This is a genomic window from Aeromonas sp. 2HA2, assembly GCF_029237345.1.
GTDB classification, from domain to species: Bacteria; Pseudomonadota; Gammaproteobacteria; order Enterobacterales; family Aeromonadaceae; genus Aeromonas; species Aeromonas salmonicida.
On record NZ_JAACGB010000017.1, the window covers coordinates 78,284 to 101,838 of the forward strand.

Annotated in this window: 22 protein-coding genes, 1 other RNA gene and 1 pseudogene; 17 read left to right on the forward strand and 7 right to left on the reverse strand. The window is 60.9% G+C overall.

The features are described from left to right. Nucleotides 1-92 precede the first annotated feature (92 nt). The gene (gene dsdC / locus GWQ29_RS18820; protein ID WP_113722040.1) at nucleotides 93-1,037 is read left to right on the forward strand and encodes a DNA-binding transcriptional regulator DsdC; all 945 of its coding nucleotides are present in this window, start codon (nucleotides 93-95) and stop codon (nucleotides 1,035-1,037) included. 235 nt (nucleotides 1,038-1,272) lie between these two features. Here dsdC and ssrA read toward each other — a convergent pair. Together ssrA and smpB are read right to left on the reverse strand one after the other, a co-directional pair. Beyond that, nucleotides 1,273-1,632: a transfer-messenger RNA gene (gene ssrA, locus GWQ29_RS18825) on the reverse strand. Between the two features lie 122 nt (nucleotides 1,633-1,754). After that, nucleotides 1,755-2,243, reverse strand: coding sequence for an SsrA-binding protein SmpB (gene smpB, locus GWQ29_RS18830; protein ID WP_005312834.1), 489 nt, complete (start codon nucleotides 2,241-2,243; stop codon nucleotides 1,755-1,757). A gap of 339 nt (nucleotides 2,244-2,582) precedes the next feature. Here smpB and GWQ29_RS18835 point away from each other — a divergent pair, with 339 nt between their 5' ends. From GWQ29_RS18835 to GWQ29_RS18845, 3 genes are all read left to right on the forward strand, one after another. After that, on the forward strand, nucleotides 2,583-3,017 hold the full coding sequence (locus GWQ29_RS18835; protein ID WP_005312837.1) for an SRPBCC family protein: 435 nt from the start codon (nucleotides 2,583-2,585) through the stop codon (nucleotides 3,015-3,017). After that, complete coding sequence (locus GWQ29_RS18840) at nucleotides 3,010-3,357, forward strand: RnfH family protein (protein ID WP_275920062.1); 348 nt, start codon at nucleotides 3,010-3,012, stop codon at nucleotides 3,355-3,357. The genes GWQ29_RS18835 and GWQ29_RS18840 overlap by 8 nt, the downstream gene beginning before the upstream one ends. A gap of 91 nt (nucleotides 3,358-3,448) precedes the next feature. Continuing rightward, nucleotides 3,449-7,243, forward strand: a complete 3,795-nt coding sequence (locus tag GWQ29_RS18845) for a DEAD/DEAH box helicase (RefSeq protein ID WP_275920063.1) — start codon at nucleotides 3,449-3,451, stop codon at nucleotides 7,241-7,243. 44 nt (nucleotides 7,244-7,287) lie between these two features. Here the strand turns inward: GWQ29_RS18845 and GWQ29_RS18850 are convergent, their stop codons facing one another. From GWQ29_RS18850 to GWQ29_RS18865, 4 genes are all read right to left on the reverse strand, one after another. After that, nucleotides 7,288-7,923, reverse strand: coding sequence for an NAD(P)H-binding protein (locus GWQ29_RS18850; protein ID WP_275920064.1), 636 nt, complete (start codon nucleotides 7,921-7,923; stop codon nucleotides 7,288-7,290). Nucleotides 7,924-7,984: 61 nt separating this feature from the next. After that, complete coding sequence (locus tag GWQ29_RS18855; RefSeq protein ID WP_011898937.1) at nucleotides 7,985-8,323, reverse strand: outer membrane protein assembly factor BamE; 339 nt, start codon at nucleotides 8,321-8,323, stop codon at nucleotides 7,985-7,987. 218 nt (nucleotides 8,324-8,541) lie between these two features. Beyond that, on the reverse strand, nucleotides 8,542-9,165 hold the full coding sequence (locus tag GWQ29_RS18860) for a DUF1566 domain-containing protein (protein ID WP_275920065.1): 624 nt from the start codon (nucleotides 9,163-9,165) through the stop codon (nucleotides 8,542-8,544). Nucleotide 9,166: 1 nt separating this feature from the next. Next, nucleotides 9,167-12,214, reverse strand: coding sequence for a DUF1566 domain-containing protein (locus GWQ29_RS18865; RefSeq protein ID WP_275920066.1), 3,048 nt, complete (start codon nucleotides 12,212-12,214; stop codon nucleotides 9,167-9,169). Nucleotides 12,215-12,435: 221 nt separating this feature from the next. On the opposite strand from GWQ29_RS18865, the gene GWQ29_RS18870 reads away from it, so the two are divergent. Genes GWQ29_RS18870 through GWQ29_RS18930 form a run of 13 tightly spaced genes read left to right on the forward strand, consistent with a single transcriptional unit; the run spans nucleotide 12,436 to nucleotide 23,281 of the window. Further along, nucleotides 12,436-12,639 (forward strand): Flp family type IVb pilin, encoded by a 204-nt coding sequence (locus GWQ29_RS18870; RefSeq protein ID WP_005312855.1) that lies wholly within the window; start codon nucleotides 12,436-12,438, stop codon nucleotides 12,637-12,639. Then, nucleotides 12,636-13,052, forward strand: coding sequence for a prepilin peptidase (locus GWQ29_RS18875; RefSeq protein WP_275920067.1), 417 nt, complete (start codon nucleotides 12,636-12,638; stop codon nucleotides 13,050-13,052). Before GWQ29_RS18870 ends, GWQ29_RS18875 begins: the two co-directional genes overlap by 4 nt. A gap of 8 nt (nucleotides 13,053-13,060) precedes the next feature. Then, nucleotides 13,061-13,951 (forward strand): Flp pilus assembly protein CpaB, encoded by an 891-nt coding sequence (gene cpaB / locus GWQ29_RS18880; RefSeq protein ID WP_275920068.1) that lies wholly within the window; start codon nucleotides 13,061-13,063, stop codon nucleotides 13,949-13,951. Between the two features lie 19 nt (nucleotides 13,952-13,970). Next, on the forward strand, nucleotides 13,971-15,368 hold the full coding sequence (gene flpC / locus GWQ29_RS18885; RefSeq protein ID WP_275920069.1) for a type 4 pilus assembly secretin FlpC: 1,398 nt from the start codon (nucleotides 13,971-13,973) through the stop codon (nucleotides 15,366-15,368). Between the two features lie 11 nt (nucleotides 15,369-15,379). Continuing rightward, nucleotides 15,380-15,928 carry a pilus assembly protein FlpD gene (locus GWQ29_RS18890; protein WP_159165922.1) on the forward strand — a complete coding sequence of 183 codons (549 nt, stop codon included), beginning with the start codon at nucleotides 15,380-15,382 and terminating at the stop codon, nucleotides 15,926-15,928. A 3-nt stretch (nucleotides 15,929-15,931) separates the two neighbouring features. Next, nucleotides 15,932-17,056 (forward strand): P-loop NTPase, encoded by a 1,125-nt coding sequence (locus GWQ29_RS18895; protein WP_275920070.1) that lies wholly within the window; start codon nucleotides 15,932-15,934, stop codon nucleotides 17,054-17,056. After that, complete coding sequence (locus tag GWQ29_RS18900) at nucleotides 17,056-18,369, forward strand: CpaF family protein (RefSeq protein ID WP_275920071.1); 1,314 nt, start codon at nucleotides 17,056-17,058, stop codon at nucleotides 18,367-18,369. Before GWQ29_RS18895 ends, GWQ29_RS18900 begins: the two co-directional genes overlap by 1 nt. Continuing rightward, nucleotides 18,366-19,247 (forward strand): type II secretion system F family protein, encoded by an 882-nt coding sequence (locus GWQ29_RS18905; RefSeq protein WP_275920072.1) that lies wholly within the window; start codon nucleotides 18,366-18,368, stop codon nucleotides 19,245-19,247. Before GWQ29_RS18900 ends, GWQ29_RS18905 begins: the two co-directional genes overlap by 4 nt. A 3-nt stretch (nucleotides 19,248-19,250) precedes the next feature. After that, a complete protein-coding gene (locus GWQ29_RS18910; protein WP_275920073.1) occupies nucleotides 19,251-20,135 on the forward strand; it encodes a type II secretion system F family protein in 885 nt (294 codons plus the stop codon). Nucleotides 20,136-20,154: 19 nt separating this feature from the next. Next, complete coding sequence (locus tag GWQ29_RS18915) at nucleotides 20,155-20,919, forward strand: tetratricopeptide repeat protein (protein ID WP_275920074.1); 765 nt, start codon at nucleotides 20,155-20,157, stop codon at nucleotides 20,917-20,919. Next, entirely contained in the window at nucleotides 20,916-21,389 is a 474-nt protein-coding gene (locus GWQ29_RS18920) for a TadE/TadG family type IV pilus assembly protein (RefSeq protein ID WP_275920075.1), read from the forward strand. Before GWQ29_RS18915 ends, GWQ29_RS18920 begins: the two co-directional genes overlap by 4 nt. Then, nucleotides 21,386-21,898: a pilus assembly protein FlpK gene (locus tag GWQ29_RS18925; RefSeq protein WP_275908626.1), complete on the forward strand. Its 513-nt coding sequence runs from the start codon at nucleotides 21,386-21,388 to the stop codon at nucleotides 21,896-21,898. Before GWQ29_RS18920 ends, GWQ29_RS18925 begins: the two co-directional genes overlap by 4 nt. Then, entirely contained in the window at nucleotides 21,899-23,281 is a 1,383-nt protein-coding gene (locus GWQ29_RS18930; protein WP_275920076.1) for a VWA domain-containing protein, read from the forward strand. 38 nt (nucleotides 23,282-23,319) lie between these two features. Here GWQ29_RS18930 and GWQ29_RS18935 read toward each other — a convergent pair. Continuing rightward, nucleotides 23,320-23,555: pseudogene (locus GWQ29_RS18935) on the reverse strand (IS4 family transposase); the annotation flags it as partial.

The window sequence follows — 23,555 nt, forward strand, 5'->3', positions numbered from 1 at the left end:
TTCTTTGATGAGGTTTGAGTTGTTTGGCTGCATCCAAAGGCGGGGTTTCTGGCTATCATCTGTGCGTTTTTTGGGGCGAAGAGGCGTGCCAGATGTATACCGAAGACAACTACGTATCGAGAAACAAACTGCTAAACGGTTATCAGCTATCCAAGCTGCATACCTTCGAGGCGGCGGCCCGTCACAGCTCGTTTGCCCTGGCGGCGGATGAGCTGGCGCTGAGCCCCAGTGCGGTGAGCCACAGGATCAGTGCGCTGGAAGAGGAGCTTGGTTTCAAGCTGTTCCAGCGCTTTCACCGCAAGGTGATGCTGACCGCAGAGGGACAAAGAGTCTTCTGGGCGCTCAAGTCATCGCTGGAGTTCATCAATCAGGAGATCCTGGAGATCAAGCATCAGGAACTGTCCGGTTCCCTGACCGTCTACTCCCGCCCCTCCATCGCCCAGTGCTGGCTGGTGCCCAGACTCGCGGATTTTTCTCGCCTGCATCCCCAGATCGATCTCAACGTCATGACAGGGAACGAGAACATCAATCTGCACGGCTATGGCATAGACCTGACGATCTATTTCGATGACAAACTCCCTGAGCGGCTCGCCATCCACCCGCTGATGGATGAGTACATGGTGCCGGTCTGCAGCCCCGAATATGCCGAGCAGCATGGGCTGCTGGACAATCCTGACCACTTGCCTCGTTGTCGCCTGCTGCACGACAGGCAGGCCTGGGGCTATGACTCGGACAGCGACGAGTGGAGCAGTTGGGCTCGCCAGTGCGGCATCTCCCTCGACGCCTGCCAGTCGAACATGGGGTTCGATCGCTCCGATCTCGCCATTATCGCCGCCATGAATCACGCCGGGGTCGCCATGGGCCGCAAGAACCTGGTGAGCAAGCGGCTGGCCAGACATGAACTGGTTGCCCCTTTCTCTGGCATGGAGGTGCGCTGCGAGCAGCGTTACTACATAGCAACCTTGCCCAACCGTCAGTGCCCCAAGATCCAGGCCTTTGTCGACTGGGTCTGCGCCCAGGCACAGGAGACACAATGAGCGGCAGGGCCAAGCGCCGTTTTATTCCTCGTCTGGCGTGCAGGATGGAGGGCGAATACCCGGCAAAAAGTGGTGCAGATGGCCGGCGCGGCGCCTGAGAGCGGGGGAATTTGTCTGACATCCCAGCGAGTTAGCCGAATACACTGCCAGTAAAGGCTCAATCGTTCGATACGGAGTGGAAACAGGATACAAATAAAAAGGGCCACTTCTTGCGAAGTGGCCCTTTCCAAACGTTTGGTGGAGCTGGGGGGATTTGAACCCCCGTCCAAAATTACTACATCCTCGGTACTACATGCTTAGTCACTCTTTACATTCGCCAACCCGCTGCGGAGAGACACGCCACGAATTGACTAGCTCGATTGGTTTTAATGCTTCCGCCCCGAGCAGGACTTCCACACGATCCTGTGAAGGATGACCTTCCGATTCCCTAGGACACAGGCAAGCTAGGGTAGAAGGGCTCTATGCAGGTTATTAAGCTGCTAGTGCGTAGTTTTCGTCGTTTGCGACTATTTTTTTGCGGTTTGTTAACGAGGCCTACCGCACCTCGGCATGCACCTTGGGTTTCGTGAATCTTGTCGAATCCAGAATCAGCCCCAAGTTGTCAAAAGCGATTGTACGCAAAAATCCTGTCATGGCAAGGCGTTGATAGCAATCGACCGGCCTTGGCCGGTCGATTGCTGGTTTATTGGACGCCGCGCAAGCGCTGGCGGCGCACAATCAGCCGCGATGCTTGTTCTTCATGATGCGGGCTTTCTCCCGATCCCATTCGCGGGCCTTGGTGTCTTCCCGCTTGTCGTGTTCTTTCTTGCCTTTTACCAGGCCGATCTCGACCTTGACCCAGCACTCTTTCCAGTAAAGTGCCAGCGGCACTATGGTGTAGCCCTGACGGGCAGTCAGGCTCTCCAGCTTGTCGAGCTCATGGCGGCTCAGCAGGAGTTTGCGGGTGCGAGTCGGGTCACATACCACGTGGCTGGAGGCGGCATTCAGTGGCAAGAAGGTGGAGCCGAACAGGAAGGCTTCGCCTTGCATGAAGATGACATAGGCTTCGCTGATGTTGGCCTTGCCCGCCCGCAGGGATTTGACTTCCCACCCTTGCAGGGACAGACCGGCTTCCACACGTTCTTCGATGAAGTACTCGTGACGGGCGGTTCTGTTGAGTGCAATGGTGCTGGACCCGGCTTTGTTTTTACTGTTCTTTTTGCTCATGACGGGCGCCTTTGGCAATGATTAGGAAGGCGCATTATACGTGGGTGGCGGCGGCTGTAAAACGCGCAACCGCTCAAGTGGCGGCTTTGTGAGCAGTTTCGGTGGTGATTTTGGCCGGGACGGTGATTTAGAGGTGGCGGCGGCGGTAAAACGCACAACCGCTTGAGTGATGGCATTGTGAGCAGTTTGGGTGGTGATGTTGGCCGGGACGATGATTTGTAGGTGGGTGGCGGCGGTAGTAAAACGCGCAACCGCTTGAGTGACGGCATTGTGAGCAGTTTCGGCGGTGATTTTAGCTGACAAGGTGATAAAATCGGCCCGATTGGATGAGGAAAACCCATGCCCCGTATTACTCGCAGTGCCCTGGTGATGTTCAGCGCCGAACAAATGTTCCGGCTGGTCAATGATGTTCACGCTTATCCGGAGTTTCTGCCCGGTTGTGTCGGCAGCCGCGTTCACGAAACCGGCAATGACTACATGACGGCCTCGGTGGATGTGGCCAAGGCGGGAATTGCCAAGACGTTTACCACTCGCAACCAGCTCGATGCCAACCGGCAGATAAAAATGGAGCTGGTGGACGGTCCCTTTAGCAAACTGGCTGGCTGGTGGACCTTTACGCCGCTGGATGTGGATGCCTGCAAGGTCGAGTTCGACCTCGATTTTGAGTTCACGTCCAAGTTGATCGAGCTGGCATTTGGCCAGATTTTCCGCGATCTGGTGGGTTCCATGGTGCTCGCTTTCTCCAACCGCGCCAAGGTGGTGTACGGTGTCTGATTTACTCAATATCGAGGTGGTGTATGCCCTGCCCGAGCGCCAGACGGTGCTGCGCATCCGGGTTGCCCCCGAGACGAGCGTGCTGGCTGCCATCGAGCAGTCCGGCATCGTGACCAGGCACCCAGAGATCGATCTGTCGGTCAACAAGTTCGGTATCTACAGCCGTCCGGTCAAGGGTTCCGAGTTGCTGCAGGATGGGGATCGCATCGAGATCTATCGTCCGCTCATTGCCGATCCGAAAGAGATGCGCAAGAAGCGGGCAGAGAAGGCCAAAGAAGAAGGGCGCGCCGATGTGGTGACTGGCGGCCGGCCCAATACCAACCGCAAGCGAGGGGAATAATGGCTCCCGTTTGTTCGTCATCACTCCCGGATTGACACCCGCAAGCCTCTGCTGTAACCACTGCAACCTCGATTATGTCAGGACTGCTGCCATGCAATTTACCGCTATTCATAACCAGCTGCTCTTTTATGTGGCAAACCACCATCAATGCAATGTGACTCAACTTGGTCGGTTCATGGGTCATACGCTCAAAGCGGCTGAGAGGACAGCATTGGCCGAGTTGGTCGATACCGAGATGATTCATCTGGAGCGAAACGGGATCTATACGTTGGCGACAGAGGGGTTCTGGTTTCTGCTCTATCTCTATTTCAGTCAGCCTCAGGCTCTCCCCGGTGACGTGCGCTTTTCCAACTGGAATTACATCGCCTATGCCAGGCTGTTGATGCAGGGAAAACAGGCAGTCTGGCATCAGCGTGAGTTGCGTGAGGCAGACAGGGAAGTGTTCGGCGCCATGGGCGCGACGCAAGTTTTTGGTTACCTGTCCCTCAAGTTACAGCAGGTGATTGCAAGATGCTGGCATGAGGAAGAGTTCCTCAATGGAATCCCTAGTTACTCTTGGGGAGAGTTGTGTTCGGAGGGGGATAGGCCAGTGATGGCAGATCAGCTCTCCTATATGCAGTTCGAGCAGGATTGTCTGCTGACGCTGCAGACGTCTGACTATCCGGGAGGTCCGAGCGAGCTTGTCGATTTGCTGCGTGGCTATAAAGGTGATGGGACCGGGCAAGCGGCCGCGTTGGAGCTGGCGTTGCTGACATGGCGTGTTCGTGCCAGCCAGAAGGGTTTTTTCCCCGGTGGTTTGACCGTGATTTGGTTCGGTCTGCTTGCAGTTGTGGGGGGAGATATCTTCAAGTGGCACAAGCAGGCGATGACATGGGCGAAAAAACAGCATCCCTGGCTGGTGGAACCCTTGTTGCTACTGGGCGAGAAAGGTCGGATGCCGCCCGCTATCTTGATGCGAGAGTGGCGTGGTCCTGTTGAGGCGTTTACTTCCCAACCTCACATAGCTTGGGGGCAACTGTGGCTGGTGCTCTGTTTGCTATGGCAGGCCCAGCAGTCAGGCGTTGATGTTGGTGAGTTGGTAACCTGGCAAGTAGAGCCCCTTTTAGCGGCGCCCCCACAGCACCTGTTGATGGCGCTGTGTCAGGATTTGCTGCGTCTGCTGCTGGATAAGTCAACGTCCCTTGGCATCTTTGCGATTCATCGCCCTGCACAGTGGGAGCGTTGGCTCGCCAGCTTGCCATCGCCACAGCAGGAAGTAGGTAAACGTGAACGGCTGGTGTGGCGGCTTGACAAGCGTGGCGACGAGCTGGTTTGCCGCTTGCAAAAGGAGAGTGTCAAAGGCGGCTGGAGCAGTGGTCGGGTGATTCACAACCTGTGGGATATCGACAACCTCTATCCCGAGGTGGCTGACGAGCAGGATCTGCGCATTGCTCATAGCATGCGGCATAACTACTACTGCGCCCCTGATCTCGGTACATTGCGGATATTGGCAGAACATCCCCGCCTGCAAACCAGTGATGGCACGCCCTTAGCCCTGCTGTTCAACTCACCACTGGTCACCATTGAAGAGCGTGAGGGTCGCTGGCAAGCGACCCTGATGAGCGACGGTAAAGCGGTATCGGTAACCAACCGCAAGAAAATTACCCCGATTGCCGCCGATCTGTGGCAAGTGGAGGCGGTGCCAGCCAAGGTGCAAGAGCTGTTGCCCCATCTTGCGCGCATGCCTGAACTGCCAGCCGAAGCGCTGCCTAAATTGGCAGATACCCTCAACAATCAACCCGAACTGGATTGGATCAGTGAGCATCCGGCGCTCTGCAGTCATACCCGGCTAAGCCCTTGCCCCATCGATGCGGTGATGTTGGCTGATTTGCAAAAAGAGACCCTGAACCTGCAGCTGGTTAACCAGTTGGCGGGGGGCAAGGCGATCCCCTTGGGGCTGGGGGCGGAATTCATTAAAGATTGGCAAGCCCCTCATCACTATTGGCAGCGGTCATTGAAGCAAGAGCGCGCCCTGACCAAAACAGTGGCCAAGGCGTTGGAATTGGTGGGCAAGGGCCCCTGGTCGCTGAGCGGCGTTGAGATGATCCCCATGCTGGAACGGTTCGCCGCCCTTGATGAACTGGGGGTTCGCTTGCAATGGCACAGCGACAGCCAGAGGATGCATCTGATTGGCGAAGAGGCGCTGACTCTGCGAATAGAGCAACAGCAGGAGTGGTTTGCCATCGACGGCGAATTACAGGTCGATCAGCAGCAGGTGCTCGATTTACGGCTGTTGTTGCGGCAAGTGGCCGGTGGCCGGCGCTATATCACCATTGAGGGTAAACAGGCTCAGCTGATGTTGAGCGAATCACTGCTGGCGCGGTTGACCACCTTGGCGGCGCTGGTGGATGACAAGCAGCAGGTCAGCCAGCGGCTGGCCTATCCACTGATGCACCTGCTTGAGCAGAGCGCGGTCAGCGGAGATGCAGGATGGCGCGGGCTGACCGACGCCTGGCGCCAGCAGGCCAGTTGTCCGGCCGAGCTGATGACATCGCTGCGCGATTATCAGAGGGTGGGGGTGCAGTGGATGGCCAATCTGGCACAGCACCGCTTCGGGGCCTGTCTGGCTGACGACATGGGGCTGGGCAAAACCATCCAGGCGTTGACCCTGCTTCGGCTTAGAAAAGAGCAGGGGCCTGCGCTGGTGATCGTGCCCACTTCGCTGTTGACCAACTGGTGTGACGAGGCGGCCCGTTTTGCCCCTGAGCTGACGGTACAGGTGCTCAATGAGCAGCAAGACAGGGGCGCAGCAGTGGCCAATCTGGGGCCGGGCTCCCTGCTGTTGACTACCTATGGGCTGGTGACCAGCCATGCCGAGCTTGGCGAGATTAAATGGGCCACCATAGTGGCCGATGAGGCGCAGCAGATTAAAAATGCCAGCACGGCGCGCGCCAAGGCGCTGTTCAAGCTCGATGGCGAGTTTCGACTCGCCTTGAGTGGCACTCCGGTTGAAAACCATCTCGGTGAGCTCTGGAGCCTGTTCAACTTTATTAACCCGGGTCTGCTTGGTAATAAAACCCATTTCAAACAGAGGTTTGGCAAGGCGAGTCGTGATCCGGCCCATCTTGCCCAGTTGAAAGGAGTTATCGCGCCCTTTGTGTTGCGGCGCCTCAAACGCGAAGTGTTGGCCGAGCTGCCAGAAAAAACCGAGATCGTTCATCACATCCAGCTCTCCGGGCCGGAACTTGCCCTGTATGAGGCGAGCCGGCGCGAAGCATTAAGCCAGATGGAGAGTGGTGAGGGGCACAACCTGATGTTGATGCTGAGCAACCTCACCCGGTTACGGCGGATCTGTTGTTCACCCGCCTTGCTGCTGCCCGATTGGTCGCAGCCACAGAGCAAACTGGATGCGGCGATGGAGCTGGCGCTGGAGGCCATCGACAACGGTCACCGGATCTTGATTTTCAGCCAGTTTGTCGATCTGCTGACCCTGCTGCGTCAGCGTTTGGCCGATGTGGCGCTCGATTACTGCTATCTCGATGGCAGTTGCAACACCAAGCAGCGGCAACAGGCGATCGCACGTTTTAAAACCGACGCGATACCGCTCTTTTTGATCAGTTTGAAAGCGGGAGGCACCGGGCTCAACCTGACTGAGGCCGATACGGTTATCCATCTCGATCCCTGGTGGAATCCGGCGGTAGAAGATCAGGCCAGCGATCGGGTTCACCGGATGGGTCAAACTGAGCCGGTCACCGTCTATCGATTGGTGTGCGAGCAGACGGTGGAAGAGAAAATTGTGGCGCTGCATGCCCAGAAGCGGGAGCTGGCCGAAGGCGTGTTGGGCGATCAGCATCAGGTGGCACAGATCGATGCTGAGGTGATCAAAAACCTGTTATCGGCGAACTGATATCTCTGGCCGCGTCTTTCAGGATGGGTATTGAGGAGCAGAGCTTAAAGACGTTGCAGGCGCTCGTTTTCCACCAGTTCGATACCATGTTCCTGCTGGCTGAGCACTATCATGGCGTGGGCGACCTGGCTGGCGTCAATGGCGCGCCAGCGGCGCAGCTTGCCGATGAGCAGGGGACGCAGCAGCGGATAGAGTGCCTGAAAAAATTGCTCGGAACGGCGCGGTGGCTGGCGGTTGCCGAGCAGCATGGCGGGGCGCACTATGGCAAGCCGTTGCCAGGATTGCGCCAGCAAGGCCTGTTCCATCTGCCCCTTGGTGCGGGGATAGAGGGCCGGTGAGCGTGGGTTGGCTCCCAGACTCGAGACGACAATGAGGCGTTGACAGCCGTGGCGGCGAGCGAGCTTGGCAAAAGCCAGCACATAGTCGTGGTCGACCCGACGAAATGCGTCGTCAGAGCCTGCCTGCTTGCGGGTGGTGCCCAGGCAGCAGAAGGCGATGTCGACAGGGGAGGGCAGGTCCAGATCCGCCAGTTGTTCGAAGTCGGCTGGCAGCCAGTGATGCCGGGGCTGGGGAGCACCCGCCTTGCGACAGAGCAGGGTCAGTGAGTGAGCGGGATCGAGTTGGCGGACAAGGGCTGTGCCGATCAGTCCGCTGGCACCGGCAATCAGGATCTGGCTCATCAAGCACTCCTTGCGAACGAGATAAAACAAAACCGGCGCTGGGCCGGTTTTGTGAATGCGATCAGAGCGGGGTGTGGAAGGCCGCTGGTAACGGGAAGTCGCCGGTGACCGTGGCCAGCTTGTCGTTGGCGAAGGTCACGGTGAGCTCTTTGCGCTCTTTTTCGCCGCGCCCCGGCTGGAATTCATAGAGGTAATACCAGGTGTTCGGGTCAAAGCCATCGCGCAGCATGGCGGAGCCCAGCACGAACTCGACCTGTTCGCGGGTCATGCCTTGGCGCAGTTTGTCGACCTGTTTTTGTTCCACATAGTTGCCCTGGGGAATATCAATGCGATAGACCAGGCTGCAACCGGACAGGGTGAGGGCGGTCAGGGCCGCGGCAATCAGGTGTTTCATCCGCATATCGAGTTCAGATCATCCATTCAAGTCTTTTACGCTGGCCGAATCATACCTACTCCCTTGGCGGAAGTAAAAGCCATGGAAAAAATAGCCAGAGGGCGCCTGGCCCTCTGGCCGATGGGATCACTCCTCAACGGTGGGGATGGGGCGGACCAGTCGCAGCATGACGCTGGATAATCCTACTCCGCCAACGTTGAAGGTTTCCCCGCTGCCGGCAAAGTTCAGAAAGTCGTATCCCTCCCCCCCCCCGAGCTGTCTGAACCAAAGGCGATGTTAGCCAGTGCCCAGAGTTGTTGTTCAGCTGCGCGGCATGCAGTTTTGACATCATCGGGAACCTCGATCCACTGCTCGGCTACCTTATCCCACTTGGGCGCTGCGTCAGCACACAGAGTTTCTTTGTCTGCCGCTATCTGTGATTGGAGGGATGTCGCAGGGTAACCTTGTGCCGCATAAATGGCCGGCTGGCACTGGTTGTTGTAGAGGGTAAACAGTTCCTTGATGTCGGGGGCCCGCCAGGGTTGTGCGGGTGTACCAAGCCGGTCGTTGGCTTGCTTGATAACGCCCATCAAGGGATTGTCTTCAACGTTGGCGCGGGTTGAAATAAACGCGGGTGTGCCTTCGCAGCCGGTGCCATCGGTACTGGCGTGCTGACCATAGGGGCAATAGAGCCACTGTAGACCTGTGGCTCTGTCGTTGATCACGTTCAGCTTGCCCTCGGCCGTGTCGACCTGCTCGCTAACGAAACGGTTGTGATCGTCCTGATAGCCAGGCAGACACTCGCGGGCCTGGCTGGTGACCGGCAACAGGGTGGCGATCAGCAATAGGGGGGGGAAATAGCGGTGCATCTTATTCTCCTGTGACCTTGAAGCCATCGCTGACCAGCATGACGTAATGGGGTTGATACTGGCGGGCGATACTGCCTCTGAGGTCAGAGCCTGGCCGTACCTTGTAGGCATCCGGCCCGCCATCATCCTGGCTCCAGGTGCCGACCGGGCGACTCACTGGCATGACATCTGCCGTCCAGAAGCCGTAAAAGATACCTTCCAGCTCGTTCCATTTGCCGTAGGTGTATGTCAGGCCGGAATAGAGCGGGAAATAACGGGTATCGAGCGCTATGGGGTTCTCTTTGGTCAGGGTCATGATGCCGTAGAACTCCTGCTGGCTCGGGGCGCGCCAGTTATCCAGGCCGCACAGCTTGCTCTGATTGACCTGATTGACCTGACGCTTCAGGTTGCAGCGGCTTCTATCGCTGGCCAGGGTGCCACTTTGCGGGTCATAGCAGCTGCCGTTGAAGGCGTTGTCGCTCTGGATATCGTCATAGGCAAACAGGCTCTTGTCATCGTGCAGGGAGGATTCCCCATCCTTGTGTTGCACCTTGGTTTCCCATACCAGTCCGCTCAAGGCATCGACCACGCAGGCGAAGGGCAACTGTTTGTAGGAGAGGTCTTGCCGTGGCAGGGGTTGTCCCTGGCTGTCCAGCTTGATGTAGCGAGCGCCAAGCCCCCCATCCTGATTGCTGTTGACGGCCTGACCGCTCAGAGGATCGCAGCGATTGTCCAGATCCCGTCCCCGCTTGCCGTCATCGTCTCCCATGCTGTGGGTGATGCGGGTATCGGCCACATGCAACTGGCCCGTCCGATAGTGGAGGGGGGCGCTGATGGTGCCGCCTTCGCTCATCACTCTTATCTGGTAGTCCTGATAGCGAGGGAGACCCTTGAGCGTGATGCGAGTCTGCTGGCTGATGCCTTGCTGTTCGGCGTTTTCAATATGCTCAAACGGGGTTTTCCCCCAGCCAATCCGATACTGACTCGCCCCCTCCTGGGGTTGCCAGCCGAGGGTGACCCAGTGGCTGCCATCCTGATCACGGCCCTGGCCCAGAATGGCCAAACCGATCACTTGATCTGACAACACCTCGCGCTGACAGACGGGGGATAGGGGGCTGTTGGGGTAGGGGGTGACCCAGCTACCCGGTGTGCTGGTACCGGGATAGAGAGGTGCATCGCTTTCCGAGTTGCGGATCAGACCGGCCGCCGCCTTGATGATGTGGGAGATGTTCTTGTCTGGATTGGCATTCAACAGGGGGCCCAGCCCGCTATTGTCGGCGATGGCGGATTCCAGTTTGAACAGGTCCGGTATCAGATTGTTGCGGGACACGGTTGAATATTCATTGGCCATGTTGATCTCCAGCCAGCTCAGCAGTTGCTGGCGAAAATCAGTGCCCTCGATCAGGTTGACGGGCTGCTGCCAGAGCTCCCCCTCGGCCTGCAGGGCGACCATGGCTGCCAGCAGCTCAACCTGATGCCTCGGCAGTGCCTTGAGTTTTTGATCCAGCTCCGCCAGGGTCCAGGCTTGCCAGCCCAGGAAAGAGCCCATGCCGGCACTGAGTGTGGTTTTGAGCAGCAGGGCTTGCTGGGCCGTGCTGGTATAGCCCACTTGCAGGCGCGGGAATTCGCTGGCGGTGAGGATGCCGTCCCGGTTGCCGTCCTGCTTGACCAGTTCGCACAGGGATCCGAGTACGGATCGCAACTCCACCTCGCTCTTCTCATCCTGTACCACCAGGGTGAGGGTGTCCTGCATCAGGTCGTCGCTGGTCTCGCTCTCGCCAGGCTGGCAAGTGGTGAAGGTATTGTTGAGGTCCGGCAGTGCGAGGGTGAAGCTGTACTGGTTGCCCTGTTTGACGGGCAGACCGTCAAGCACCTGGCCATCCAGGGCCCTGACGGGGAGTCGCTGTGGCCGTATTGGGCGTTCCGGTTTGAAGTAGTTCTGGTTAAGGCCATCGTGATTGGGCTTGGCGCCTATCTCTACCATGACGGTCGGCTCACCAAGCCGCGAGGGGAATATTCCCTGCAGGGTCAGCTGTCGATGAGGGTAGAAGGTGGCGTGCAGCTGATAGGCCGGGGTGCGGGTGTCGAGGGCCGCCATGGCTTTGAACGCAGTAGCCAGCATGGTCTTTGTATCGACAGGCAGTGCCGTCCCTTGCTGGACGGCATAGTTCAACAGCCCTTCTTGCAGATCAGCACCTGGCTGAACTTGCGGGTAGGCGACCAGGTGCTCGGCCAGCTGGGTGATCTCGCTGACCGGGAGGGGAATGTCGCCATCGAGTACCAGTTGCAGCAGTGCGGTCAGCTCGCGGGCCATGCCGTGATTGAGCTGTGGATCGCTGACCAGCAGGGCAGTGACATCCTGCCTGCCTTCCCGTTTTTGCAGTGCCGTGGTGAGGCTCTGGTATGCCAGCAGCATGGGGGAGAGGTGTAGATGGGGTACCTCCTGCTCGGTGATGATGCCATCCCCATTTTGATCCTGTTTGAGCAGTTGCTCCAGCGAGGGCAGCTGACTGCTGAGGATAGGCGCACTCTGCTGGCGGTTGCTGGCGGTCAACCTCAGTGGTTTATCCTGAGGCCACTGGCTCAGCTTGAGTTTGAACCCAAAGCTGCCGTCGGCCAGGGCGCTCTGAGTCACGCACACCTTGTCGGCGCAGAGCTGGATATCGAATTGGGCTCCCTGCTCGTGTGTGATGGAGAGCGCACCCGCCAGATCCAGGCTGGTGGGCTTGGTGGCGGGATCAGGTGCCTTGTCCGGTTGATCCGGTGGTGTAGGCGGGGTCACAGTACCTGTGTTGCCTGTGTTGCCTGTGTTGCCTGTGTTGCCTGTGTTGCCTGTGTTGCCGCTTCCGCTGTTGCTCCCTGAACCCGTGCCGCTGCCGTTGTTCCCGGTGTTGTTGTCCGATGGCGGGGTCACGGGATCCGGGGGGGTAGGCGTGGTTTGACTGCTGCCGTTATTACCGCTGGTGTTGCCGTTGTTTCCTTCCTGATCCGGGGTACCCAGCTCGGCCTTGCATGCCAGCAAGGTTGCGCAGCAGAGGGCCAGGATCAGGGGTCGCGTTGTCCTGAACAAAATTGACTCCATTATTGTTGTATAGGTGAATAAGCTGCTGAACCAGTCTCTTCTTGCGAGTTGAACGATTAGTGCAGATTTTTTTGCTGTTAAAAGTGTCAAAAACGAAAATTCACTCTGCGAATTATTTCATTTGATGATAATGATATTGATTCTCGTTTGTGGTCTCAATATCATATTGTCGCTGTTTAATTTCAGGCATAAAAAACAGGGACAATAAAATGAAGATGCGAGTTTGGGATTACCTTGGGGACTATCTGAAGGATGACACCGGCGCCACGGCGATCGAATACGGCATTCTGGCGGCGGGGCTGGCGGCCGGGATCCTCGCCATCTTCGGCTCGGACGGGATCTTCATCACGGCCTTGAAGGAGAAGTTCACCGCCATAGTGGCGGGGTTGAACATGGATGCCGCGGGCAAGTGACAGCGCTCGGGCAGTGGCTGGCCATATTGATGGCGTGCTGGTGTCTGGTCAGCGACTTGTTTGAGCGGCGTGTCCCCAACCTGGCTGTGCTGGTACTGGCACTCTGGGCGCTTTGGCTGCTGCCGTTCAATCCGCTTTCGTTGACCCTGGCCCTGCTGACACTGCTGCTGGGGCTGTTTGCCTATCACAGGGGCTGGTGCGGGGCCGGTGACAGCAAGTTGCTGGCGGTCTGTCTCTATGGTGCATCCGGACGCTGGCCCGAGCTGCTGCTCTGGATGGCGCTCTCGGGTGGCGTGCTCAGCCTCATATGCCTGGCTTATGCCCGTTTCCGGCCATCTCCTGAGCCCGTCACTGTGCCTTATGGATTCGCCATTTTGTGGGCGGCGAGTCTGACCACTCCTCTATTTATGTAGTCACACCTATGAAGAAACTCCTCTCTCTTATCGCTGCACTGCTGGTGCTGGCGGCGACGCTGGCTGCCTTCTGGCCGGTTGAACCTGCGCCGCAGAAGACAGTTCCACAGCGAGACCTGACATCGGAATCGACAGCTTCCGACAGGGTCGCCCAGGTGCTGGTGGCCGCCCACAGGGTACAGGCCGGCTCCTTTATCCATCCCGAGGATCTGGTCTGGCAAACTCTGCCCGCCGCCGAGGAGATGAATCTGCCGGGGCTCTTCCTGTTCGGTTTTACCGATACCAAGGCACTCAAGGGAAGTCTGGTCACTCGTACCCTGGAGTCGGGGCAGATGGTCTCGTCTGATGATCTGGTGCGCCCGGAGCAGAGCCACTATCTCTCCGCCATGATGGCGCCGGGGATGCGGGCTGTGACCCTGGCGCTGGGGCGGGAGGCGGCCAGCCATGGCCTGATCCGGCCCGGCAACCGGGTGGATGTGATCCTCACCAGCAAGCATGCCCGTCAGCACAATGCGCAAGGGGCCGAGGTGACCAGCAACCAGTCGGCGGAGATCATTCTGACCGACATCAAGTTGTTGGCCATCGATGCCCAGGTGACCGATATCGCCGCGCTCAACGGCACTGCGGCGGCGCAGGACAACTTCGATCAAGTGGCCGTGACCTTCGAGCTGGCCCCGCGGGCGACAGCCCGTCTGCTGCTGGCCCATCGATTGGGAGAGCTGGCACTGGTACTGCGCTCGGCCCAGGGTGCCCCTGCGGGCAGCGAGGCTGTTGCCCTGCCTGAAGGGAGCCTGATATGGGCCGAGCAGGTGGCCAGTGGCCAGAACCCGAGGGCCATTCCGGGTCACGGAGTCCGGATCAGTTATGGCGACGGCAACGACCGTAACCGCCAACCTTAATCAACCCAGAAAGGACACGATGTTGCGAACATTCGCCATGGTGCTCGCCCTGCTGCCGTTATGGGCAGTGGCGGCAGAGAGCCTGACTCTCACCCCCGAGCAGTCCACCCTGCTCAATTTCGATGAACCCGTGCTGGATGCCTTCGTCGCCAACTCGGAGTTGGTGCGGGTACACAGCCCCTCTGATCAGCAATTGCTGATCTATGGTCGCAAGGTTGGCCGCACCGATCTGGTGGTCACCGCGCAGGATGGCCGCACCCTGGGTCACTACCGGGTGCAGGTGGTGGCGGATCTTGCCCCCCTCAAGCAACTGGCCAGGCAGCACTTTCCCCAGAGCCGACTCACCTTCAGCGAGTCTGGCGGCGCCATAGTGGTGGCGGGGGAGGTAACCAGTCCGCTGCAAGCCCACGAGATCCTGGCCATGGTGGAGGCGTTCGCCAAAGGCATTCAGCCTCAGGGAGTCCCCTCTGGCCCAGTCGCCCCCGCTCAGCCTCAGAGCGGCAATCAGGATGAGGGGGCGGCGGTCGCCGGTGGTGGCAGCGGGCAATATGCAAACGTCATCAACCAGTTGCGTCTAGCGGGCTCGGATCAGATCAACATATCGGTGCGCATCGTCGAGATGCAGCGCACCACCAGTGAACAGCTGGGATTGCGCTGGAGCGCCATGGGGGAGTACTTGCAGCTGGGTGTCTCGCCTGGCAACCGTTTCCCCAAACCCGCCGAGCGGGGCAGTTGGGGCGGCAAGAAGGATGTGGTCTACATCAACGCCATCATAGATGCACTGGTGGAGAACAGCCTGGTCAATGTGCTGGCCGAGCCGAACCTGACGGCCAAATCCGGTGAGGCCGCCACCTTCATGTCCGGTGGCGAGTTCCCCTTCCCGGTGGGCAATGGGGATAACGGGCCCGAGATCGAATTCAAGAAGTTCGGCATCTCGCTGGAGCTGACTCCCACCTTGCTCAACAACAACCGCATCAGCCTGACGGTTTCACCCGAAGTGTCGACCTTGAGCCGCGAGAACAGCGTCTCCATCGCCGGGGTTGTGGTGCCGGGCATAGAAACCCGTCGCACCACCACCACCATAGAGCTGGCGGATGGCCAGAGCTTCGCCCTGGCGGGCCTGGTGCGTACTCATCGCAACCAGAGCAACGAGGCCTTGCCCTTCCTCGGCGAGATCCCCGGGCTGGCCCCCTTCTTTGGCAGCAACAGCTTCAAGAACCAGGAGAGCGAACTGGTGATCATCGCCACCGCCCGCCTGGTGCAGCCCACCAGCGATCCCCTCTCCCTGTCGACGCCGCTGGATCACTATCGGGCGCCGAGCCGGTTCGAGCGGCTGTTCTTCACCGACATGGGGTCAACCGAGCGACCTGGTGCGCAAGCGACTCGCCTGTTTGGCAACTACGGCTACAGCTACTGAGGGAAGTGACCATGTTAAGAGAGACACTGTTGCTGGCCCTGGCGTTACCGCTGATGGCCTGCACCACCCAACCCCCTGCCGCCACCCTCAAGGATCAGCTGCAGTTCCGGGTTGCCCCGTCGCAACTGCAACAACAGCTGCAATGGCAACTGGCCCCGCTGGCCAACCGGCTGGAGGCAGGATCCCTGCACCTGACGATCACGGGCCCGCAACCCGGTAGCCGGGAGCCAACTCCGGAAGCTCTGCGCCAGCAGTTGGCCCAGTGGCTGGCGCTGGAGACCCGCCTCACCTTCATCCCGGCGACCCGGCAAGCGTATGAGGTCGAGCTTGACGCCACCTTGCAATCCGACACCTGCCGCTATGCCAGAGGCGTATCTTTGGCATCGCCCGGCGCTTGTCTGGTACTGCGCAACCAGTATCGCGCCCAGAGTCATGGGGAGCACTGGGCCCGCGGCGCCCGCTATGACGGCAGTGGCAGCGCCCTCGATGCCGGTGCCGTGCAGCGCCTCTATCAGGGCAAGGCCAAGTCGGCCAAAAAACAGCAGACGACAGGGGAGTAGTGCATGAGTGAACAAGCCAAACAACTGGTGGCTGTCACCCGCCAGCCGGCCCTGCATGCCGGGGTCGGCCTGGTGCTGGCCCAGCTGGCCGAGGTCGAAGCCCGACAGATCCCGGGCTCCCTGGCCGAGGCCAGGGCCTACTGCCTGGCGCAAGGGGCCCCTGATATCCTGCTGGTGGAGGTGGAAAATCCACAGACGCTGGCGGCCGATCTGGCCGCCCTTGCCGAGTGCTGCCCGCCCCAGATGCGGCTGGTCCTGCTGGGGGAGAGGGGGGACGTGACCCTGTTCCGCTGGCTTATTTCGGTGGGAGTGGATGATTACTATCCGGCGCCGCTGGATCCCGATGCCCTGCGTACCGGCCTGCTGCGTCTGCTGGGGGGGCCGCTAGTGACCTCACTGCGCAAGGGGCGGGTGATCTGCGTGGTCGGCGCCGCCGGTGGCGTGGGCACCAGCACTGTGGCTGCCAATCTGGCCATGGCGCTGGCCGATCAGCATCACCGTCAGGTTGCGTTGCTGGATCTCAACCTTCATCACAGCCGTCACCCTATTTTGCTGGGTAGCGACTATGCCCCGCCCGGTGAACAGTGGTGGCAGGCTACCGATCGGCTCGATGGCACCCTGCTGGCCCACACCGCCCATCAGCTTGGGCCAAGGCTCTTCCTCTTCTATGACGAGGGGCAGGAGCTGGTGCTCGGTGCCGAGCAACTGGTGGCGGCGGTCAACGTGATGGCGGAGCACTACAGCACCCTCATTATCGATGTGCCGGATCTGCGCACTCATGGGCTGCGTGCCTTGCTGCAAGAGGCGGACGTAGTGCTCTGGCTGCACGATTTCAGTCTGGGGGCACTGCGGCTGCTGGGGCAATGCCCGCAAGGCGGGCAGGCCCAACGCCGCTTGCTGGTGGGCAACCACTGCCGTGGCAAGGAGGGGCGGGTGCCGGCGCAGGAACTGGAGCGCGTCTGTGGTCAGCCCCACGCCGCCGTGCTGCCCTATGATCACGGTGCCTTTGTGCGTGCCGAGCGTGCCGGACAGCCGCTCATCCAGCAAAAGAGCAAACTGGCTCGCGCCCTGACCTTGCTGGCGGGTGAGCTGGTGGGGGCTCAGGTCACAGGGCGAGGGCGGCGCTGATGTTCGGACAAGCCAACAGCCGACTGCCGTCGGTGCCAGGGGCGCTGCTCACCCTGTCTGATGCCGCGCGGGAGGCCTTCTACGAGCTGGTTGAACCCTCGGTGGCCGCCACCTTGCCGCGCGCCGCGCTGCTGGAGCGGGTCACCCGTGCCCTCGCGCAGCTCTCGACTCGCCGCATGTTGCCCTATAACCGTCAGGAGCTGACCCTGCTTGCCCGTCAGCTGGTGGACGAGATGGTGGGCGTGGGGCCGCTGCAACCCCTGCTCGATGACCCCGAAGTCTCGGACATTCTGGTCAATGGCCCGGACAAGGTCTATGTGGAGCGGCACGGCAAGTTGACCCTCTCCGGGGTGTGCTTTCGCGACCGTCAGCATGTGTTCAACGTGGCGCAGCGGATCGTCAATGCGGTGGGGCGGCGGGTGGATGAGTCCACCCCCATGGTGGATGCCCGACTGGCCGATGGCAGCCGGGTCAACGTCATTGCGCCGCCTGTCGCCCTGTGTGGCACCACCATCTCCATCCGCAAATTCCCAAGCAGCCGCCTGACCCTGACCCATCTGGTGGAGAAGGGGGCCCTGTCCTATGCCATGGCCCGCTTTTTGGGGCTGGCGGCGCGCAGTCGCTTCAACGTGCTTATCTCGGGGGGAACGGGGTCGGGCAAGACCACCTTGCTCAACGCCCTGAGCAAGCACATCAACGACGACGAGCGGATCATCACCATAGAGGATGCCGCCGAGCTCTCCCTCGATCAGCCCCACTGGGTGCCGCTGGAGACCCGCAACGAGAGTGCCGAGGGCAAGGGAGAGGTGAGCGTACGCGCCCTGGTGCGCAACGCCCTGCGGATGCGGCCGGATCGCATCATTCTGGGGGAGGTGCGCGGCGCCGAGGCGTTCGACATGTTGCAGGCGATGAACACCGGCCATGACGGCTCCCTCTGCACCCTGCACGCCAACACCCCGGAAGATGCCTTGTTGCGGCTGACCAACATGTTGCAAATGGGGGCTGAGCGGCTCTCCGAGCAGATCATCCAGGCCCAGATCACCAGCGCCGTGGATCTGGTGGTGCAACTGGAGCGGATGCGTGACGGTCAGCGCCGTATCACCGCCATCAGTGAAGTTACCTCGCTGGAAGGGAGCCAGATCAGGATGCAGCCGCTGTTTCGCTTCGTGCTGGAATCCGAGCTGCACGGCAAGCTGCAGGGGCGCTTCATTGCCCATCCCCTCTCGGCCGGAGTAGAGGAGAAAGCCCGTCAGGCGGGTTTGCTGACCGAGCTGCATGACTGCATGGCGGGTGCCGGGGAGCCGGTGTCATGAGCACGCTCATTCTGGTGTGTCTGGGCTGGGGACTGGCCTGCCTGCTGCTCTGGCAATGGCAGAGCCGACGCGAAGCCTGGCAGCAGCAGTGCCAACGCTATGGCCAGCCCGCGCAACACAAGGGGGCACGGCCTCTGCCCCACTGGTATCAGCAGATGGTGACCATGGTGGGCCAGGATCAGTTGACCCGCTGGACCTGGCAGGGCCCGGCTGGGGCGGCCCTTGCCTGCGTCTTGCTGGTGGCCAATGGCATGCCGTTCTGGCTGGCACTGCTGCTGGCGGTGGGCGGGGCTCTTTCCCTCGGACTGGTGGTCTATCAGCAGCTGCAACAGCGGGCGCTGGAGCGGTTTCGTGCCCAGTTGCCCGAGGTGATAGACGGCATGATACGGGCGCTGCGGGTCGGGGCGCCATTGGCGGATATCTTCAAGCTGGTGGCCTGCCAGCAGCACGGCCTGATGGCCCGGTTGTTTGGTCAGATGTACGACGAGTTGCAGGTAGGCCAGCCGGTGGCGCAGGTGATGCAACAGGCGGCGAGCCGGGTCGCGGTGGCCGAGTTTCAGTTTTTGACCATAGTGCTCAGCCTGCAACAGGAAACGGGCGGCCGCCTCTCGGAGGTGCTGGCGCAACTGGTGGAGACACTGCGTGCCCGCCAGACCCTGGCGGCCAGCATCCAGACCATCACGGCCGAGAGTCGCAATGCCGCCAAGGTGCTGGCAGCGCTCCCCGTCATCATCTTGCTGGTGCTGTTCACGACCGGGCGGGAGCACTTCACCTACCTGATGACCACGGCCAGCGGCCAGTGGGTATTGGGATATGTCTCCATCAGCGTGGCGGTCGGGCTCTGGCTTATCCGTCGCCTCACCCGTCTGCAGGGGTAGCCCATGACTGTCATGCAACTTTTCGGATTGGCGCTGGCCTGTCTCGCGTCGGCGGCGGTCGTTGGCTGGCACGGTTACCGACAACAACAGCAGTGGCAGGCCCAGAGCCACCGCTATGGCCCTGCCCGTCAACGCAGGGATGCGGCGCGGGACTGGCTGGCCTGGTGCGGTCGCGGTTACCCGGTCGGCCCCCGGGAGCAGGCCCGCTTGCAGCAACTGCTGGCGCAGGCGGGGATCTTCTCCCGCCATGGCTTTGACCGGCTCAGGGCGGCCAAGTTATTGGGTGGGCTGGGAGGGGCTCTGGCGGCCTTGCTGTGGCGTCTGCTGGCGGCACCCGCCGACGGTTTCACCCTGATGTGGGTGCTGGTGGCCTATGTGGTGGGGGCCGGTGTGCCCGAGCGCTGGCTGCAGTGGCGTGCCCGCAAGGTGAAGAGTGCACAGCAGAAGGTGGTGCCCGATGCCATCGACCTGCTGGTGATCAGCGTCGAGGCCGGGCTGGCGCTGGATCGGGCGCTGCTGCGGGTGGGCCACTATCTGGGGGCGCTGGAGCCGGGCCTGGCCCGCCAGTTCCTGCGCACCTATGCGGAGATCCAGATGCGCGGCGATCAGGCAAGTTGTCTGGCGCGGCTCGCCTGGCGCACCGGTTTGCCCGAGCTGGACAGGCTCGCCAACACCTTGCAGATGGCCCAGCAGTACGGTTCGCCGCTGGCCGAAACAATGCGCACCATCAGTCAGGAGGCCCGCCAGATGCGGCGGCTGGCGCTGGAGGAGCAGGCAGGCTCCTTGCCGGGCAAGATCACCCTCATCCAGATGGCGCTCATCATGCTGCCCATGTTGGTGCTGATCATTGCTCCCACCCTCAATTTGTTGATTAACAGCCTGCGCTGAGCAGGCCACAGGATTTGAAATGCGATCACGACTTCATTGTGTGTTGCTGCTGGCCCTGCTCGGGCTGGCAGCGTGCAGCAACCACAGCAATACCCGCCAACAAAGCCAGAGCAATGGCATGGCGGTGGCCAAGGCGGCGTTCGATTCTGCCCAGTATGACAAGGCAGAGCGGCTCTATCAGGCCTTGCTGGCTGACGATGCCACCCTGGAGGAGGCGCAGCTGATGCTGGCCCGTACCCGTTATCAGCAAGACAAGAAGCAGGCAGCGCGTGATGGCTTGCAGCAGTTGCTGGACAAGGGGGGCAAGCAGGGGGCCCAGGCCGCTCACTATCTTGGCAAGTTTCTGCTGGATGATGGTCTGAGCGCCGAGGCTGCACTGGCCTATCAGCAGGGATTGACGCTGGCCGGACTGAACCGGGACGAGCGCGCGCGACTCAGCAATGGCCTGGGGGTGGCCAGCTTGCAGCAGGGGGCCTTTGGCAAGGGACGCCAGCAGTTTGAAGTGGCGGTGGCGGCGGCCCCCGACGAACCGGATTATCGCGCCAACCTGGCGCTGGGCTGGCTGATGGAGGGCAACAAGGTGGCTGCCCGTCTGGCATTCGAGCCGCTGCTGCATTACCAGAACCTGCCACCCAGGGTGGAGATGAATTATGTCCTGCTGCTGCTGGCGGAGGGCAATGAACCCCAGGCTCGCCTCATACTGTCGCGTTTTCTTAGTGCCAGCCAGCTGGAGCACGACATCAGGCTGCTCAAGGCGCAACTGGGACGGGGGACGGGGGCGTGAGACGCGAGCTCGGTGTGGCCAGCATAGAGCTGGTGATCATCTTGCCGCTGCTGCTGGCACTGCTGTTGCTGGTGGTGGATGTGCTGCGGGTGCATCTGCAATACAGCACCCTGGAGCATGGCTTGCGATCCGTGCTCCGTGAGCTGCAGGCCGAATCTGCGGCAGGGCGTATCCCGTCGGCTGACGGGATCCGCCTTCGCTTGCAACAACGGGGGCGAGGGGAGCTGGACGGCGTGACAGTGAGCGTGAAACCTCATGTATCGCTGGAGGCCATGCTGGGCCAGGAGGAGGGGAGCCCGGATCCTGCCAGCGAGATCCGCCTGCCTGCAGATCCCGTGCTGGAGGTGACGGCCAGGGTCCGCCCCCGCCTACAGCTCACCCCGAGCTGGCTGATTGACGCTCGCGAGCTCAGCTATCAGAGCACCCTCTTGTTGCTCACCGACCGGCTGCCGGCCGGAGGGGCAGGATGAGTCGCTGCGCATGTCGCCATCGGCTCCCGGCGTCGGGTCCTGGCACCATGGGGGGCAGCATCAGCATAGAGGCGATGATGTTGATTCCCGTCTTGCTGGCCCTGCTCAGTTTTGGCAGCGAGGCACTGCAACTGCTGCGCCTCGAGCAACGCCTGCACAATGTGGCCTACAACGTGACCCAGATAGTGACCCAGCAGGGGACGGGGCAAAACGCCGCCGCCGTGTCGCAGCTGGCCTTCTATCAGCGCTTCGTGCAGGGCCAGTTGTCCGCTCTGCAAGAGGGGCAGGCCGCCCTGACCATAGAGCAGTACAACAGCGCCAATGGCGAACTGGTTCCCCTGCTGCAGGGCACTGGCTGCGCCGGCCAGGGCAACTGGCCGCAATTGCGGGTGGGCACCTTGATGCGGGTGACCCTCTGCTATCGCCTTGGGCAGGGGGAGGGCGGCATGTTCAGCCGGTTCTGGGCGGGCCGCACCCTGGTCACCCACTTTATTCAGGAGATCCATTGAATGGGACTGCCCTTGCGCCAAGGGGGCGGGCTCTCTCCCGCCTTTGCCCTTATGTTGACAGGCGTGCTGGCGCTGACCGGCGTTGTCATCGAACTGGTCCGTGGCTACAGCGGCCAGAGTCTGCTCAGCGCCGCCGCCGATGCGGTGCTTTACTCTGCCGCCGACAGTGACACTGCCGCTGAGGATGCCGTTGCTCTGGTGCAGGCCAATCTGGCGGGCCGCCCCTTGCAGGTGGCCCCCCCCAGCTTGAGCCAGAGCGAACAGGGATCCCGGGTTATTCTGCAGGGGCATGTACCCGCACTGATGGATCTCTCGGCCATTGGCGAAGGGGGTGACATGCCGGTGGCGGCGGCGGCCCGTGCCAGCAGTGCCCGTACCCGTATTGAGATTGCCCTGGTGCTGGATGTGTCCAACTCCATGTCCGGGGCGCCGATGAAAGCGATCAAGCAGGGGCTGACAGAGTTTGGCGAGGTGCTGTTTGGCCGCGAGCGGCGCAATCAGGACAGGGTTGTCAGCATCATCCCCGCCACCGGACTGGTCAATATCGGGGATCATCCTGAACTGTTTCATCCAGAGAGCCTGGCATTTCCCTTCGGGTTGCAGACGCTGGCCCATGAGCGAGGCTGGAGCAATTTGCTGACCCGTGACGTACCGGGGCGCCAGCGCAAGGCCTTCTGTGCCCGCCTGCCTGAGCATGTGGACGGCATAGACCGGCTGGCGGAACTCACCCCGGGCTGGATCCGCAAGCTGGAGCAGGCTCCCGTTGGCGAGACGCAACCCAGGTTGCACTACAGCACCAAGCCGCCAGCCATCAAGCAGTATGAAGATGGCACTCCCCTGCGGGCATTCGCCCCGAGGGAGAACCCCCTGGAGCGTTACCTGGAGAACCGGCGTGACAAGCTCGGCATCTTCGATGATGCCGACTGTGGGGTGAGCCCCATTCAGGCGCATCTGTCGACCCGGGCCGAGTACCGCCAGGCGCTCGATACCCTCTACGCCGCCTTCAACACCAATACGGCTGAGGGCGTGATGTGGGGCTGGCGCCTGTTGTCACCCCAGTGGCAGGGGCGCTGGGGACGGGGGGCAGCCGAACTGCCGCGCCCTTACGGACAAGCGGACAACCGCAAAATCATGGTGCTGTTCTCGGACGGCGAACACATGGGGCCCGAGGCGGCGCTGCGGGATCGCAAGCAACTGCTGCTGTGCCGGGAGATGAAACGCAAGGGGATCCAGGTCTATACGGTGGCATTCGAGGGAGATGCCCGCTTCGTGGCGCAGTGTGCCAGCGACCGTTCGCAGGCCTACAAGGCGACCAGTGGCAACATTCGCACCGTGCTGACCCGATTGGCCAGCGCCATCAACGATGTGGTGCTGACGAAATAGTGTGAAAAGAGGGGCCAGATCAGGCTAATGCCAGTCAGTTAAGCCTGACTGGCATTGTTTTTATTGGCTTTTTTTACACTGTATTTCTGTGGCCTTGGCTTCACGCAGCGGGGGTAACTTCGTTCCCTTCGTGCCGGCAGCACAAATTGCCCCGCCTGTTTATCCAGCTCTGCCACCCGCTTCGGAATAATCCCCGGGGACATGTACGGCATGCAACTCAGTTCATGGATGAGGTACACCGATGCCATATGAAAGCTCAGCTGACTCGCCGTGT